The following is a 16331-nucleotide window of genomic DNA, read 5'->3' on the forward strand; positions in this document are numbered from 1 at the left end:
GCGGGTGGCATGAGTCCACCCGCCTGCACACGGCCCGGGCAGGACCCGGTCTGCGGTTTGCGGGCCTCCGCACGGTTCCGCGCTGGGCACTGTTCCGCAGAGAGCACTCCTCCGCACTGGCGTTCCTGGTGATGAGAGAATGTGGCGGAGAAGTTCCCTCATGGACGCAGCAACAACCCCAGATACTCACGTGGCAGTTCCAGCCGAACTCGGTCACTGTCACAGCTCAGACTAAGAAGGAAGACACCATGGCAGATTCAACTCGGGCGCGTAAGATCGCCGACCAGATCAAGGTCATCGTCGCCAGCACGATAGAACGCAGACTCAAAGATCCCCGTCTCGGTTTCGTCACGGTCACCGATGTGCGCGTGACCGGAGATCTGCAGCACGCATCGATCTTCTACACGGTATTCGGCGACGGACAGGACCTCGAAGCCACCGGCAAGGCACTGGAGTCAGCGAACGGCTTCATCCGGTCAGAGGTCGGCAAAGGCCTCACGATCCGACTGACTCCCAGCCTCGAATTCATTGCCGATGCCGTGCCGGAAGCTGCCGCCCACCTGGACGGCCTTCTCGCTCAAGCCGCAGCCGATGACGCCCGGGTGGCCGGACTGGCCCAGGACGCTAAACCTGCCGGTGATGAAGATCCGTACAAGAAGACCGACGACCAAGACTGACTCGTCACACCGCCGCGACAGAGCACAAACGCGGCAGTGGCGCGCGTCGGGTCCCGTTGCCGCGATCGCGATGTCAGTCACTCTCAGGAAAAAACATCACGTAACAGTTTTGTTATCTTTCACTTCTGGTTTAGACTTTTTCCGGTAACGAAATGATTACGACTCTGTTAAGGGATTTCTGTATTGGGTAAGCACTCTTCGCCAAAGCCTAGCTTTGCCAAGCAGCTGGTCCGGGATCTGACCCCCGCCAGCAAGCGCTCTGCCGGTCGGCACTCCTCGGATGCGCCGTCGACTGCCACCTCGGTGCTGGCAACCGTCAGGCAGCGTCCCGTCGTTGCCGCGATCGCGGTTCCGGCCGCAGCCACCGCTGCCGTTGTCGGCTCCACCGTGGTCATGGGCCCGCCTGAGGCCGGCAATGTCACGACGGAGGCCGCTGACACCTCTGTCCAGCACCAGAAGTCGAGCCCCTCGGCTGTCAGTCAGGATGAGATCGACGCCCAGCGGCAGAAGGCCGGCGAAGAGTACCTCAAGGACGTCAAGGACGATCCCAAGTACAAGAACAAGACCTCGAAGACGAAACTCGACGTCAAGGCTCCCAAGCCCAAGCCATCCCCGACGACGGAGAAGGCCGATACGGAGTCCAGCAGTGCGCAGTCCTCCGACAAGAAGCCTTCGGGCTCCGAGGAGAAGTCTTCGGGCTCCGAGGAGAAGTCCTCCAAGGGTGGGGCCACGCCCGACGGTGTGTCCAACGCTCCCTGCTCGGTCTCGTCCTCAATCGAATCCGGGCTGCAGGCCAACGCGGTCAACGGCTACCGTGCCGTGTGTGCGAAGTTCCCCGAAGTCAAGACCTACGGTGGCCGTCGGCCGGGCTCCGGCAGCTCCGACCACTACACCGGCGGGGCCGTCGACATCATGATCACCGGCGCCTCCGGCGACCGCATCGCCGAGTACCTGATCCAGAATCGCGGCGCTCTCAACGTCAAGTACGTGATCTGGAAACAGCGCATCTGGAACCCGGGCAGCGGTTGGTCCAGCATGGCAGACCGCGGTTCACCCACGGACAATCACTTCGACCACGTGCACGTATCGTTCAACTGATCGCATCTGCCACGTGAGCGATACCTCGCCGCAGGGTGTCCTTGTCTGCGACAAGCCCCAAGGCCTGACTTCCCACGGCGTCGTCTCTCGGATTCGGCGCTGGTACGGCACCCGCAAGGTCGGGCATGCCGGAACCCTCGACCCGATGGCCACGGGTGTGCTCGTGCTCGGACTGGGTCGCGGGACCAAGCTTCTGGGCTACATCACCGGCGTGTCCAAGACCTATCTGGCCACGGTCCGCCTCGGCTCGGCCACGCCGACCGATGACGCGGACTCCGAGCCAGATCTCTTCGCCGAGCCTGTGGCGCTGTCGGCAGTCACCGATGATGGGATCGCCCAAGCCGTCTCAGCGCTGACGGGCTCTATCGACCAGGTTCCCAGCGCGGTCTCCGCGATCAAGGTCAACGGCCAACGCTCTTATGCCCGCGTGCGTGCGGGCGAAGACGTTGAGCTCAAGGCGCGCAGAGTCGAGATCTCGAACTTCACCATCCTCGATACGCGGTACTCCGTTTCTCAGGGCCACATCGATGTCGACGTCGAAGTCGACTGCTCTTCGGGAACCTATGTTCGTGCTCTGGCGCGAGATCTCGGCAGCAGCCTCGGCGTCCATGGTCATCTCACCGCTCTGCGGCGCACTCGTGTGGGCGCCTTCGGTCTTGATGATGCCGTGACGATCCCCGATGATCTCGATACCGAAGCACCTGCTCTGACTTCTCTCGCCGAGGTGGCCCGGACCCTGCTTCCGACCGTGCGCGTGGACTCCGGGCAGGCCACAGCGCTGATGCAGGGCAAGACGGTCAGCACCGATCGGAGCCCGGATCAGGGCAATGAGGTCGCCGTGATCGTCGGCGACGAGCTCGTATCGATCGCCGAGGTGCGAGCTGGGGGAGTGCTGAAGTCCCAGACGGCCTTCGCGATCGACCTCGCCTGACACTACAAGTTGCTTGCTTGTATTCGATAAATACAACTGAAAAGGTTGTATATTGCGGTAGGGTTTGGTGTACTTGAGTCATGTACGTCATGACCATCGATCAGCGGGGATCTCGTGACCGCACCGATGAGGTGCCCGGACTGCTCGACATCCTGGCTCGTGTTGAGACACGACGGGGCTTCGAGCGCACGATCGGCGATGAGGTGCAGGGCGTCCTCGACTCACCCGACCAGGTGACTCTGGCCGTGCGTCTGCTGGCTGCGCAGACTGGTTGGCACATCGGAATCGGAGTCGGCTCGGTCGACACTCCATTGCCGGCCTCCACTGTCGAAGGCAGGGGAGAGGCCTTCTATGCGGCCAGGCGCGCGGTCGAAGCCGCGAAGGGTGCGCCCGCTCATCTTGTCGTGGATCCGGCGACAGACCACTCGCGTCTGGCCGAAAGCGCGCTGCGCCTGATGGTCTGGACGTTCGAGACCATCAGGTCCCAAGCTCGTCGCTACATCGACCGCAGGCTCGACCACCCCGAATCCACTCAGCACGACATCGCTGAACACTTCGATGTCTCCCAGCAGGCTGTGTCACGGGTGCTCTCTCCCGGCGGTGTGGAACTCATCGAGGGGGCCTGCGCGCTGTCGACCTTTCACCTCGCCCATGCTGGAGAGGCCCGGGACAGCGACTCTCAGGCAGGTGACCATGTGGTTTGATGTTCTCGTCGCAGTCCTCGCGGCGATCGTGGCCGCAGCGGGTGGTTACCCGCTCGTTCCGTTGTTTCTGCGCATGACCCACGACGGGTCCGGTTCGAAGCCGGGTCGCACCGGCAGCGAGGACATCGAGGTCTTGCGGGGCGGAATGTGGATCGGCATCGTCGAGCGCGCACTCGTGGCCGGAGCCATCGTGCTGGGACGGCCCGAGCTCATGGCCGTCGTCGTCGCGGTCAAAGGACTCGGACGCTTCGCGGAGATCAAATCCTCTGCCGCCGCAGGCGAGCGATTCATCATCGGAACGTTCGTCTCCATTGCGATCGCATCCTTGGCCGGTGTGATCGGCTGGGCCGTCATCTCCTGAGGCGCGCGTGGGTTAGCACGTGGGAACATCTCTGCGATAACCTGATTCGGTGCACGGAAGGAGCAAGCGTCGAGTGGAGCTTTATCACGGACTGAATGAGGTCGGGGCCGATGATGTCGGCACCGTCGTGACCCTGGGCAACTTCGACGGGGTCCACCGCGGTCATCAAACCGTTCTCCGAGCCGTAGCAGCACTGGCCGCTAAGCGATCTCTGCGCTCCGTGGCCATGACCTTCGATCCGCATCCGCGCACGGTCCACCGCCCGGATGAGCCCACGTTGATGATCACGAGCACCGATCAGAAGGCCGACTTCATTGCGGACACGGGCATCGACGCCCTGTTCGTCCAGCACTATGACCTCGACTTCGCGGCCCAGTCTGCTGAGGAGTTCGTCCGCACGTACTTCGTTGAGGCACTGCACTGCGAGATCGTCGTCGTCGGTGATGATGTGCGATTCGGCAAAGACAACGAGGGCACCATCGAGACTCTGCGCCACCTCGGCGAGAAATACGGGTTCCGGACCGAGACGATCGAGGAGGTCGGACGTGGGGGACGGTACTCCTCCTCGCGGATCCGTGAGCAGATCGTCGGCGGTGACGTCGCCGAGGCTGCTGACCAGCTGGGTCGCTACCACCGGGTTGAAGGGACTGTCGTCCACGGCGACGCCCGCGGTCGCGACCTCGGATTCCCGACCGCGAACCTGTCCGAGGATGCGGCAGGCCTGATTCCCGCCGATGGCGTCTATGCCGGATGGGCGACGTTCTCGGATGAGGACCAGGCTTACCCCGCAGCCATCTCGGTGGGTACCAATCCCACGTTCGAAGGTTGTGTCCGACGGGTCGAAGCGCATGTGCTCGATAAGGAATTCGGCGAATTCGACGTCTACGGCAGGCACATGACTCTCGAGTTCGTGTCGCGGATTCGTGGACAGGTGACATTCACCGGCATGGACGAACTCGTCGTGAAGATGCACGAGGATATTGCCGATGTGCGCGAGGTGCTCCACACCTGATAAACTGAACTCTGCCGTTTTCACCGGCCGCGGTTCGATAGTGCTGAGACTGACAGGTCTGAGCGCCGCGCAACGATCACAAGGAGAAGTCCATGGCTCTCAGTACTGCTGAAAAGCAAGAAGTCATCAAGGAATATGCAACTCACGAGGGCGACACCGGTTCTCCCGAGGTTCAGGTTGCGCTGCTGACCCGCCGGATCATCGAGCTCACCGAGCACTTCAAGGATCACAAGCACGACCATCACTCGCGCCGTGGCCTGCTGCTCCTCGTCGGTCAGCGTCGCCGGATGCTCAAGTACTTGCAGCGCGTCGAGATCGAGCGCTACCGTTCGCTCATCAAGCGCCTGGGCCTGCGTCGCTGAGACCAGCCCCCTCATGTTGAGCACGACTCGGACGAGCTGACACAGACTCGAACGAGACACCTCAGACGATATGAAGCGTCCTGCATCATGCAGGGCGCTTCTTCGTCTTCGCCTGCCGACCACACCTCTTTCCGAGTACACCGTCTTCAGGCCAGACCTCGTTCTGACCAGACCTCGTTTGGACCGGCGATTTCTTCTCGGCATGCCCGGGTGGTACGCGTCTCGATGGCCCAAGGGGGCAACTGCGGTAGACTTCAAAGTGGACAATCATGCCATGGACGTTTCGGTCCTCGGTAGTGGCCTCCGGAAGAACGGGCAAACAGTTGCCGGTTCCGTGGGCCCCGATCGATGACCGGCTTGGATCCATGGGATGTCCAAGTCAATATCCACCGGATTGACGCGGGCTTTCCGCCTTCGGGCTTCGAAGGTGTCCGCGCGCCGGTTACGAACAAGGAGAATACGTGGGACTCAACCCTGAATCCGCCGTAGCGCACATTGACAATGGCAGCTACGGTTCACACACCATCCGCTTCGAAACAGGACGGCTCGCACAGCAGGCCGCCGGTTCGGCCGTCGCCTACCTCGACGATGAAACCATGCTCCTCTCGGCCACCTCGGCCGGCAAGCACCCCCGTGAGGGCTTCGACTTCTTCCCCCTGACCGTCGACGTCGAAGAACGCATGTACGCCGCGGGTCGCATCCCCGGATCGTTCTTCCGCCGTGAAGGACGTCCCTCGACCGACGCGGTTCTCACCTGCCGACTCATCGACCGCCCGCTGCGCCCCTCCTTCGTGAAGGGACTGCGCAACGAGGTCCAGGTGGTCGTCACTGTGATGTCGATCCACCCTGACCACATCTACGACGCCCTGGCCATCAACGCGGCCTCGATGTCGACCCAGCTCTCCGGGCTGCCCTTCTCCGGTCCCATCGGCGGCGTGCGCATCGCACTCATCGACGACCAGTGGGTCGCCTTCCCGAACCATTCGCAGCTCGACGACGCCGTCTTCAATATGGTTGTCGCCGGCCGTGTCGTCGGTGACGACGTTGCCATCATGATGGTCGAGGCAGAAGCCACGGACAACGCCATCGACCGCATCAAGACCGGTGCCACCGCACCGACCGAAGAGGTCGTGGCCGAAGGCCTGGAAGCCGCCAAGCCTTTCATCAGCGAACTCTGCCGTGCACAGCAGGAGCTGGCCGACAGCGCTGCCAAGCCCACCGTCGAATTCCCAGTCTTCCGCGACTACCAGGACGACGTCTACGAGGCTGTGCGCGAACTCGCCGAAGCCAAGCAGACTGAGAACTTCCAGATCGCTGACAAGCAGGAACGTGAAGCAGCAGGAGAAGTCCTGCTGTCTGAACTCTTCGACAAGCTCGGTGAGCGCTTCGCGGGCCGCGAAAAGGAAATCGCCGGTGCCCTCAACGCCCTGACCAAGCAGGTAGTGCGCAAGCGCATCCTCACCGATCAGATCCGCATCGACGGTCGCGGTCTCAAGGACATCCGTCCGCTGACTGCAGAGACCAACGTGATCCCACGGGCTCACGGCTCGGCCATCTTCGAGCGCGGAGAGACCCAGATCCTCGGTGTCACCACGCTGAACATGCTCAAGCTCGAACAGCACATCGACTCGCTGTCGCCTGTGACTACGAAGCGCTACATGCACCACTACAACTTCCCGCCCTACTCGGTCGGAGAAACCGGCCGTGTGGGCAGCCCGAAGCGTCGCGAGATCGGACACGGTGCACTGGCTGAACGTGCGCTCGTGCCGGTTCTGCCCAAGCGCGAGGACTTCCCCTACGCCATCCGTGAGGTCTCAGAGGCACTCGGGTCCAACGGCTCGACCTCGATGGGCTCGGTCTGCGCCTCGACTCTGGCCATGCTCTCGGCCGGTGTGCCGCTGCAGGCTCCTGTCGCAGGCATTGCCATGGGCCTCGTCTCCGACGTCATCTCCACCGACACCGGTGACCAGACCGCATACGCGGCACTGACCGACATCCTCGGTGCCGAAGACGCCTTCGGCGACATGGACTTCAAGGTCGCCGGTACGCGCGACTTCATCACCGCGATCCAGCTCGACACCAAGCTCGACGGCCTTCCCGCCTCGGTCCTCGGTGCCGCGCTCAAGCAGGCTTATGAAGCACGCATGGTCATCCTCGACGTCATCGCCGAGGCCATCGACGCTCCGGCAGAGATGGCTCCGACTGCTCCACGCATCATCTCGGTGAACATCCCCGTCGACAAGATCGGCGAGGTCATCGGACCCAAGGGCAAGATGATCAACCAGATGCAGGAAGACACCGGCGCTGATATCAGCATCGAAGATGACGGAACCGTTCTCATCGGTGCCACCGACGGACAGTCCGCTGAGGCAGCCCGCTCGATGATCAACGCCATTGCCAACCCGCAGGTGCCCGAGGTCGGCGAACGCTACCTCGGAACCGTCGTGAAGACGATGAGCTTCGGCGCGTTCGTCTCCCTGACACCGGGCAAGGACGGCTTGCTGCACATCTCTGAGCTGCGCAAGCTCAACGATGGCAAGCGCGTCGAGGACGTCGAAAACGTCGTCGGAGTCGGCCAGAAGGTTCAGGTCGAGATCACGAAGATCGACGACCGCGGCAAGCTGTCGCTCTCGCCTGTCGGCGACGATGATGAAGAAGCAGAAGAGGAATCAGACAACTGATACTCAAGGATTCTCACACCGGGGAGGACAGCCGAATCGATCGGTCTGTCCTCCCCGGTGGTTTGACAGTGACCACTGAACACATGCCCGGACTGGCGTCGGAGACCATCGGCATCTGGGTCGCGGCAGGTTCGCGCGACGAATCGAGAGAGACCGCCGGATCGACCCATTTCCTCGAGCACATGCTCTTCAAGGGAACGCCGACGAAGGATGCGAAGACGATCGCAGCGGCCTTCGACCGGACAGGGGGAGACTCCAACGCCATCACGGCCAAGGAACTCACCTGCTACTACTCTCGCTGCCTGGTCACGGACCTGTCGGACATCACCGCTCTGCTCGTCGACATGGTCTCGAACTCGAACCTGGACGCCGAGGAGTTCGAACGTGAACGCGGAGTCATCATCGAAGAGTTGGCGATGTCCGCCGATGACCCCGGTGATGTCCTGTTCGACGACTTCGACGAGCTCATCTTCGGCGATCACCCCCTGGCGCGTCCGGTGGGTGCGACCAAAGACCAGATCCGTGTGCTGGATCATCACACACTCCTCGATCACCATTCGACGACCTATGTTCCCCCACGTCTGGTCATCGCCGCTGCCGGCGGCGCCACCCACGACGAGGTCCTGGGCATGGTGGAAGACGCATTGGCTCAGGCCGGCGTCGGCTCCGAGGCCGGGTCTCATCCCTGGGACAGCGGTTCCGCGACTGCAGGCACCGGGCATGGCCGCGGCGCACGCGAGGTGCCGGCGTTCCAATCGGGTCGCTCACACACGGTCAAAGACACTGAACAGCTGGGAATCCTGCTCGGCGGCGAAGGCCTTGAGGAGGGGCATCCGGATCGCTTCGTCTATTCGGTGCTGCTGACGATGCTCGGTGGAGGCATGTCCTCGCGACTCTTCCAGAGCGTGCGAGAAGACCGCGGTCTGGCCTACGCCGTCAATTGTGTGGCAAGCCAGTTCACCGACTTCGGCACGTTCGGCATCTACGCCGGCTGCACACCGGAGAACGGGCAGGCCGTCGTCGACCTGGCACTGGCCGAATGGGACCGTTTGGCAACTGAGGCGCCAAAGCGCTCGGAGCTGGACGCGATCGTCTCCCAGCTCTCGGGCTCGATGGTTCTCGGGCTCGAATCCTCGGCCGCGCGCATGAATCGCCTGGCCAGATCCGAGCTCTTCGGCATCTCCCTCGAATCTCCTCTCGACCTCATCGAACGCGTCCGGTCGGTCACTGCTGAGCAGGTATCGACGATGGCAGGAGACCTCATGAGTCGCCCGACGTCGCTGTCCCTCGTGGGACCGCAAACCGACGTCGCACTGCCCTGAGGCTGAGATGACGCTGCCCCGACGTTGCTTGAAGGCAATGGTCGGGGGCTCGGCAGAGTGAGCATCTAGAATGGCTGTACAACAAGAATCTTGTTGTACAGCCATTTCTGTCTGTGTGGGGGAGAGGTTCATGCCCAGGAAGAGCGCATCGGTCCGTCGGGAGGAGATCCTGGCCGCGACCGTGGAGGAGATCGAGAGCACCGGCCTGCGCACCCTGCGAGTCGCCGATGTCGCCGCCCGGCTGGGGCTGAGTCCGAGCCTCGTCATCTACCACTTCGTGACGAAGGAGGCGCTCGTCGCCGCAGCCTTCGCACATGCCGGGGAGAACGACCTCTATCGCGCGCGTCGACTGGCAGCGGCGCGGAAGCCGGCGCGTCAGAGGTTGAGAGATGTCGTCCGGTGGTACATGCCGGCCGGGTCGACGAGAAGCTGGAAGATCTGGATCGACGGCTGGTCGGCCGGTCTCTTCGACGCGGATGTGAGGTCGACGTTCGCGGCCCTCGATCGAGAGTGGAAGACGATTCTGGCGGGCCTCATCGTCGATGGGCTCGAGACTGGGGAGTTCCTCTGCCGCAACGCGGACGAGGTCCGAGGCGACGACGCGGACGAGGTTCGGTCCGATGCCGCGCAGGATGAGGCCGGTACCGCAGTCGCCAGGGCGGCCGAGGACTGTGCGACGAGGATCCTCGCCTACCTGGATGGGCTGGCGGTCCAGCTCATCTTCAACCCCGATTCCGTGTCCACGACGACTCTGTCCCACTGGGTCGAGACGTTCGTCGCACGTGAACTGGAATGAACCTCGCCCAGTTGCTGAGCCGGTCTTGACGGACCTGCCCTCGGACGGTCAGAATGAGAGTCTGATCTCTACTGAATGGCTATTCAGTTAAACCCTTTGGAGCGATATGTTCACGGACATCACCTGGCAGGATCCGGTCACCGGAACACACGGGTTCGTCGTCATCGACACGCTGGTGAGGGGAACGGCCTCGGGCGGACTGCGAATGCGTCAGGGGTGCACTCTCGACGAGGTTCGGGGTCTGGCTCAGGGGATGACGCGCAAGGAAGCGATTCATCTGCGACCGGGCCGGCGCTACGTTCCCGTCGGCGGTGCGAAGGGCGGCATCGACTTCGACCCACGCGCCCCCGGGGCCACAGACGTCCTCGAACGGTTCCTCGTCGCCGTGAACCCGATCATGCGTGCCTATTGGGCCCTCGGTGAGGACCTGGGCGTGCGCCAGAACGATATCGACGACATCCTTGCCAAGCGTGGACTCGGGAGCGGACTGGCAGCCGTTCAGAAGCTGCTGACGGACCCGACGGCGGCCGAGGCGCGGGCTGAGATGGCCTTCTCCACGATCGTTGACGGTCTGGCTCAGGACGAACTCGTCGGCGGGCTCGGGGTGGCCACCTCGGCGATCGCAGCGCTCGAAGCCGACGGGCGCGAACCGGCAACCGCGGCCGCAGTGATCCAAGGATTCGGATCGATGGGCGGGGCGAGCGCCCGATTCCTCGCCGAGGCGGGAGTGCGCATCGTCGGCATCGCCGATGCCGACGGGTTCGTGTCCAACCCGTCGGGCCTCGACGTTGAGGCCCTGCTGGCTACGCGTGATCCCTTCGGCGGCATCGACCGGGGCGCACTGCGTCCCGAAGATCTGGTCAGTGATCGCGGAGACTGGCTGGCCGCTGACTGCGATATCTTGGTTCCCGCCGCCGTCAGCTATGCAATCACGAGCGAGAACTGTGGGCAGATCAATGCCAAGTACATCGTCGAGGCCGCGAACATGCCGGTGCTGCCCGAAGCCGAAGCCGAACTCGCAGCGCGTGGGGTCATCGTCGTTCCCGACTTCCTCGCCAACTCGGCCACCAATGCGTGGTGGTGGTGGGTGACCTTCGGCGACATCGATGGCAGCTGGGAGTCCAGCCGCGACATCATCTCGGAGACGCTTGGCACCCTCACGACTGAGGTGCTGGCGACGGCGAAGGCCAAGGACATCAGTCCCCGTGCAGCAGCGCAGGCCACAGTCGATGACAACCGCGTCGCCCTGTCCTCGAACGACCCCACAAGGTAGCAGAACAGTGAAGCAATTCTTCGATCCCGCCAGCGTCGCTATCCTCGGGGCCTCGAACGACCCATCCAAATGGGGGTTCTGGCTCTCCGCCGGTGCCCTGAAGGGGGCAGACAGGCGCCGGGTCCATCTCATCAACTCCCGCGTCGCCTCGATTCAGGCACAGCCGACCTATCCGACGCTCAGCGACCTGCCGGAGACTCCGGAGCTCCTGGTCATCTCGATTCCGGGAGCCGCGGTCCCTGCCGTGGTCGACGAAGCGCTGACGGCCGGAGTCAGGGCGTTCCTCATCATCTCCGCGCGGGTGCCCCACGCGGCAGACTTGGCTCAGCGAATCGTCTCCGCCGGAGCCCGCCTCATCGGCCCCTCGTCACTGGGGCTGGTGGATTCGAGCAACGACCTGCTTCTGGCCTGGGGCAACTTCACCCCGGGGTCACTGGCCGTCGTGACACAGAGCGGCCAACTGGGCACGGAGATCGCCACACTCTCGGCACGCAGCGGTCTCGGGATCTCACGATTTGCCTCGATCGGCGGTCAATCGGACGTGCGAGCCGCAGAGATCCTGAGGACCCTCGTCGATGATCCCGACACCACGCAGGTCGTGCTCTATCTCGAGTCCTTCACCGGCGGTGCGGCACTCGTCGCGGCCATGCAGGCCCTTCGTGCGGCGGGCAAACCCACGATGATCCTCACCACGGGCCAGTCGAACGCGGGTGCCAGGCTTGCGAAATCGCATACGGGATCGCTCACCTCGGCGATCGACACCGTCGACGCTGCCTGTCGCGCAGCCGGTGCGATTCGCCTGTCCACGCCCGGCGAAGCGGTCGAACTCGCTGGCTTCTTCGCCACCTCCTGGCTGCCTGCGGCCAGACGGGTCGCGATCATCTCCGACTCCGGCGGGCAGGGCGCCATCGCTGCCGACAGGGCCGTCAGTCACCGTCTGGGCGTGGAGGTCCTCGAGGCCACGACTCGTCAGCAGGTGAAGCAGCACCTTCCGGAAGCCGCGCACATCGACAATCCCATCGACCTCGATGGGGCGGGGGAGGCAGACCTGGGGGTCTATTCCCGTCTCGTCGACGCGCTCCTGGGCGATGACACGATCGACGCCGTCGTCCTCAGCGGATACTTCGGCTGCTACGGCGAGGACATTCCCGATCTGCTTGAGGCGGAGCTGGCCGAGGTCCAACAGCTGGGCCGGACAGTTCGCACCCACCGCAAACCCCTCGTCGTCCACTCGATGAGTGCCGATTCTTCGGCGGTCGCGGCGCTGTGGGAGAACTCGATTCCCGCATACGCCTCGATCGAATCGGCCATGCGGGTCATAGCCGGGGCAGGTTTCTACGCCTCCCACTCGGGGCGCATCACCGAGGCCCTGGAACAGTCGGGACCGGTCACCCCCTGGGGGACCGGCTACGGGGCTGCCCGGGAGACGATTATGGCCGCAGGGGTGCCGGTGCCGCGGGCAACGACCTTCGGCCGCGGCACCGGGCTCGCCGAGGCGATGGCGGACTCACCTCTGACACCACCGTTCGTGCTCAAGGCCGGCTGGCCCACGCACAAGACCGAAGTCGGAGCTATCGCCCTGGGGCTGGGCGACACCGTCGCGCTCGAGACCGCCTATGCGGAGATGGCCGGCCGCCTCGGCGACGGCGAATACATCGTCGAGGAGATGGACACTCGCGGTGAGGTCGTCGAAATCCTCGTCGGCGGCAGACAGGACGAGAACTTCGGCCCCATCGTGATGGTGGGAGCAGGAGGAACCGAGACCGAACTCTACGGCGACACCTGGCTCGAGCTGGCACCGGTCTCGCACGCTGAAGCACTCGACATGGTCTCGAGGCTCACGTGTTATCGGCTGCTCACCGGGTGGCGGGGCAGGCCCGCCGCGGATCTGGATGGACTGGCCGAGGTCATCGTCTCCGTGTCCCGCCTGATCGCGGCTAACAATGAGATCCAGGAGATCGAGATCAACCCGGTGCGCGTGACGCCCGAAGGAGCACTTGCGGTGGACGCCCTCGTCGTCACGAACCGCGACGACGACAGCGACAGTGACAGCGACGAGGGCAATAGCAACGGCGACGGCAACGGCGACAGCAACAGCAACGGCAACAGCGACAAGGAGTCACCATGACAGAAGAGACGTCACAGATCACCGGTGGTGCACACCTGGCTCGTGCGCTGAGCGCTGAGGGCATCACGCGGGTCTTCGGGATCCCCGGGACACACAACCTCGAGATCTTCGCGCAGCTGGCGGCCCACGGCATCGAGATCGTCTCGCCGCGGCACGAACAGGGTGCCGGATTCATGGCTGATGGCGCAGCCCGCGTCTCCGGCGAGGTCCAGGTCGTCGTCACGACCACCGGACCTGCGGTGCTCAACGCCCTCACCGCGCTGCTGCAGTCATTCACCGACTCGGTTCCGGTTCTGCTCGTCAGTCCCGGGATGCCGCTGACCCACCCCGGTCGCGGCAACGGTCTCCTCCATGAGGTGCGCAACCAGAGTCAGGCCCTTGAAGCAGTCCTGGGCGACAGCCACCGAGTGACAAGCCCGGGTGAGGTGTCCTTGGCGGTCGGACAGGCGCTGTCGACGATGCGATCGGGTCGCACGCGGCCGGCATTCATCGAGATCCCACTCGACCTCATCGAGACCTCCGGGCCCGGGTGGCTCCATCCGGCGGTGACCCGGCCGCTTCCGGCACCCGAGGCGGATGCGATCACCTCCGCCGCCGAGGCACTGGCGGGATCTCAGCGTCCGCTCCTCATCGTCGGGGCAGGGGCCCGTGACGCAGGGACCGAGGTCGAAGAGCTCTCCGACGCGCTCGGAGCCGGCATCGTTCTGTCCTCGAACGCCAAGGGAGCAATCGACGACGAGTTCGCGAACAGCCTCGGCGCCATCGGGGTCCTGGAGCAGCTGCCTGATCTGCTCACCGCGGCCGATGCCGTCGTGGCGATCGGCACAGAGCTGGCGCCCAGCGACTTCTGGCCTGAGCCGCTGCCGCTGCCGGACACCGTGGTCCGCATCGACATCGATGAGGTGCAGATGCTGCGCAATGCCCGTGTCACTCATCCGATCCCGGCACAGGCCAAGGCGTCGACGATCGCGCTGGCACAGGAGCTGCGAGAGATCAGACCCTCGCAGCTAACCGAATCGGCAACCGCATGGCTGCGCGGATGGCAGAAGACGATCACCGCGGCAGCCGCGGACGACGGGGCACCGTGGGCGCAGCTCAGCGCCGCGCTCAACGACTTCACCGTCTCGGGCACTGCCCCCGTCATCGTGGCCGCGGACTCGACGATGTGCTGCTACTACGGTGTGCAGACCGGGTGGAAGGCTCGCCGCGGCGACCACTTCCTCTATCCGGCCGGCGCCGGGACGCTGGGCTACGGTCTGCCGGCAGGGATCGGCGCGAAGCTCGCTGTGCCTGCGGCGCGGGTCGTGGCGATCGAAGGCGACGGCGGTGCGATGTTCACGATTGCCGAACTCGCCGCCGCGGTGCAGGCACAGGTGTCGATGTCGCTCATCATCGTCGACAACGGCGGCTACGGGGAGATCAGAAACGAAATGGCCGACCGCGGCGACACCCCGGCCGGCGTGGCACTGCTGGGACCGGATTTCCCCGCGTTGGCGACATCGCTGGGCGCACGCGGCCTCCACGTCGACACGCAGGACCAACTGCTGAGCGCGCTGAAAGAGGCCGAGGACTGCGCCGGCCCGACCCTCATCCATCTTACCGAGAACTCCCGTGCAGCTGCGGACATGCTGGGCTCCTCCAGCCCTCCGCGGCTGCCCGAACACACCGCTCCGATCGATCAGAAGGACTTGACATGAGCTACACACCCTGGCCGCTGTCCGATGAACAGAACGACATCATCGAGCTGTGTCGATCGTTTGCGAAGGACCGGATCCGTCCCGCCGGTCGCGGCGTCGACGAAGCGGACACCGAATCGCCTGTCGAACTGTTCCGCGAAGCCGCACGCGTGGGCATCACGGACTTCATGATCCCCGAGGAATATGGGGGAGGCGGCTTCACCGACGTCTTCACCCAATGCCTCGTCCAGGAGCAGCTGTGCTTCGGCGACCCCGGCATCGGCAACTTCGTGTGCTCGAACGGCTTCTTCGCCGACCCGATCATGGCTCTGGGCACCGCGGAACAGAAGGAGACCTGGCTGCGCCCGCTGACCGGAACCTCCCCGCAATTCACTGCCTTGGCGACGACGGAGCCCGGGTCCGGGTCCGACTCCGCGGCCATCATCACCCGGGCCGACAAGGTCGACGGGGGGTACCGTCTCAACGGGCAGAAGGCCTGGATCTCCAATGCTGGACTGGCCGACTCCTACGTCGTCTTCGCCAAGACAGATACCTCGCAGCGATCGCGCGGTGTCAGCGCCTTCCTCCTCCCGCGCGATACCGAAGGGATGGAATTCGGGGCGCCGATGAAGAAGATGGGACAGCGGGCGATCGTCTGCCGCGAGGTCTTCTTCTCCGATGCATTCGTTCCCGCCCATAACCTCCTCGGTGAGGAGGGACAGGGCTTCTACGGCCTCATGCGCACCTTCGACATCTCTCGTGTGGTCCTCGGCGCAGCGGCCCTGGGGACAGCCAGAGCCGCCTACGAATACGCCCGTGACTATGCCAGGGAGCGGAGTCAGTTCGGCAAGCCGATCATCGACCACCAGGCCGTGGCATTCCGGCTCGCCGACATGTCCGCGCGCATCGACGCGGCCTGGCTCCAGGTCCTCAACGCGGCCCGGATGATCGACGCGGGTGAGGCCGTGCCGCGGGAGAAGGTCACCGCCTCGGCGGCGATGGCGAAGCTGAATGCCTCGGAGACTGCGATGTTCTGCACCTGGGCGGGAGTCCAGACCCTGGGCGGATGGGGCTATTCGCGTGAGCACCCGGTCGAACAGTGGATGCGCGATGCGAAGCTCGAAGAGATCGAGGAAGGCACCTCGGACATCATGCGTCTGCTCATCTCGCGCAATCTCACATGAGCTGAGGCAGGCTTTTCCGAGGTCACCGAGCTCTATCTGGAATAGTCCTTACTATTACCGTGTTGTTCGAGATGAGACCCTGCTATAGGGTCGAAATGAAGCCGCCGACTTGGGCGGACATCAATT

General features: G+C 64.1%; 14 protein-coding genes. All 14 read left to right on the plus strand.

Features of this window, described 5'->3' with window-relative positions:
- The first annotated feature begins 248 nt into the window (after positions 1–248).
- The 14 genes from rbfA to BANT918_RS07960 all read left to right on the plus strand — a co-directional run bounded on the left by rbfA (position 249) and on the right by BANT918_RS07960 (position 16205).
- Entirely contained in the window at positions 249–677 is a 429-nt protein-coding gene (gene rbfA / locus BANT918_RS07895; protein ID WP_101619730.1) for a 30S ribosome-binding factor RbfA, read from the plus strand.
- Between the two features lie 183 nt (positions 678–860).
- Positions 861–1775 carry a ligand-binding protein SH3 gene (locus tag BANT918_RS07900; protein ID WP_101619731.1) on the plus strand — a complete coding sequence of 305 codons (915 nt, stop codon included), beginning with the start codon at positions 861–863 and terminating at the stop codon, positions 1773–1775.
- Between the two features lie 13 nt (positions 1776–1788).
- Complete coding sequence (gene truB / locus BANT918_RS07905) at positions 1789–2706, plus strand: tRNA pseudouridine(55) synthase TruB (protein ID WP_101619732.1); 918 nt, start codon at positions 1789–1791, stop codon at positions 2704–2706.
- An 80-nt stretch (positions 2707–2786) separates the two neighbouring features.
- Entirely contained in the window at positions 2787–3410 is a 624-nt protein-coding gene (locus tag BANT918_RS07910) for a hypothetical protein (protein WP_101619733.1), read from the plus strand.
- Positions 3400–3771 carry a hypothetical protein gene (locus BANT918_RS07915; protein ID WP_101619734.1) on the plus strand — a complete coding sequence of 124 codons (372 nt, stop codon included), beginning with the start codon at positions 3400–3402 and terminating at the stop codon, positions 3769–3771. The genes BANT918_RS07910 and BANT918_RS07915 overlap by 11 nt, the downstream gene beginning before the upstream one ends.
- 73 nt (positions 3772–3844) lie before the next feature.
- The gene (locus tag BANT918_RS07920; protein WP_101619735.1) at positions 3845–4783 is read left to right on the plus strand and encodes a bifunctional riboflavin kinase/FAD synthetase; all 939 of its coding nucleotides are present in this window, start codon (positions 3845–3847) and stop codon (positions 4781–4783) included.
- A gap of 92 nt (positions 4784–4875) precedes the next feature.
- Positions 4876–5145, plus strand: coding sequence for a 30S ribosomal protein S15 (gene rpsO, locus BANT918_RS07925; RefSeq protein WP_101619736.1), 270 nt, complete (start codon positions 4876–4878; stop codon positions 5143–5145).
- Between the two features lie 461 nt (positions 5146–5606).
- A complete protein-coding gene (locus BANT918_RS07930) occupies positions 5607–7826 on the plus strand; it encodes a polyribonucleotide nucleotidyltransferase (protein WP_101619737.1) in 2220 nt (739 codons plus the stop codon).
- A 68-nt stretch (positions 7827–7894) separates the two neighbouring features.
- Positions 7895–9148: a M16 family metallopeptidase gene (locus BANT918_RS07935; protein WP_101619801.1), complete on the plus strand. Its 1254-nt coding sequence runs from the start codon at positions 7895–7897 to the stop codon at positions 9146–9148.
- 130 nt (positions 9149–9278) lie between these two features.
- Positions 9279–9944 (plus strand): TetR family transcriptional regulator C-terminal domain-containing protein, encoded by a 666-nt coding sequence (locus tag BANT918_RS07940; RefSeq protein WP_101619738.1) that lies wholly within the window; start codon positions 9279–9281, stop codon positions 9942–9944.
- Between the two features lie 106 nt (positions 9945–10050).
- Positions 10051–11217: a Glu/Leu/Phe/Val dehydrogenase dimerization domain-containing protein gene (locus BANT918_RS07945; RefSeq protein WP_101619739.1), complete on the plus strand. Its 1167-nt coding sequence runs from the start codon at positions 10051–10053 to the stop codon at positions 11215–11217.
- A 7-nt stretch (positions 11218–11224) separates the two neighbouring features.
- A complete protein-coding gene (locus tag BANT918_RS07950) occupies positions 11225–13345 on the plus strand; it encodes an acetate--CoA ligase family protein (protein WP_101619740.1) in 2121 nt (706 codons plus the stop codon).
- Positions 13342–15042, plus strand: a complete 1701-nt coding sequence (locus BANT918_RS07955) for a thiamine pyrophosphate-binding protein (protein WP_101619741.1) — start codon at positions 13342–13344, stop codon at positions 15040–15042. Before BANT918_RS07950 ends, BANT918_RS07955 begins: the two co-directional genes overlap by 4 nt.
- Positions 15039–16205 carry an acyl-CoA dehydrogenase family protein gene (locus BANT918_RS07960; protein WP_101619742.1) on the plus strand — a complete coding sequence of 389 codons (1167 nt, stop codon included), beginning with the start codon at positions 15039–15041 and terminating at the stop codon, positions 16203–16205. Before BANT918_RS07955 ends, BANT918_RS07960 begins: the two co-directional genes overlap by 4 nt.
- Positions 16206–16331: the final 126 nt, after the last annotated feature.

The sequence above is a fragment of the Brevibacterium antiquum CNRZ 918 genome, from assembly GCF_900169145.1.
Classification (GTDB): Bacteria; Actinomycetota; Actinomycetes; order Actinomycetales; family Brevibacteriaceae; genus Brevibacterium; species Brevibacterium koreense.

What these genes read in the sequence shown, in the direction of transcription:
- BANT918_RS07945 (WP_101619739.1), top strand. Translation starts at nt 10,051, where the DNA reads ATGTTCACGGACATCACCTGGCAGGATCCGGTCACCGGAACACACGGG.
- BANT918_RS07960 (WP_101619742.1), top strand. Translation starts at nt 15,039, where the DNA reads ATGAGCTACACACCCTGGCCGCTGTCCGATGAACAGAACGACATCATC.
- BANT918_RS07915 (WP_101619734.1), top strand. Translation starts at nt 3,400, where the DNA reads ATGTGGTTTGATGTTCTCGTCGCAGTCCTCGCGGCGATCGTGGCCGCA.
- rbfA (WP_101619730.1), top strand. Translation starts at nt 249, where the DNA reads ATGGCAGATTCAACTCGGGCGCGTAAGATCGCCGACCAGATCAAGGTC.
- BANT918_RS07910 (WP_101619733.1), top strand. Translation starts at nt 2,787, where the DNA reads ATGTACGTCATGACCATCGATCAGCGGGGATCTCGTGACCGCACCGAT.
- rpsO (WP_101619736.1), top strand. Translation starts at nt 4,876, where the DNA reads ATGGCTCTCAGTACTGCTGAAAAGCAAGAAGTCATCAAGGAATATGCA.
- BANT918_RS07940 (WP_101619738.1), top strand. Translation starts at nt 9,279, where the DNA reads ATGCCCAGGAAGAGCGCATCGGTCCGTCGGGAGGAGATCCTGGCCGCG.
- BANT918_RS07955 (WP_101619741.1), top strand. Translation starts at nt 13,342, where the DNA reads ATGACAGAAGAGACGTCACAGATCACCGGTGGTGCACACCTGGCTCGT.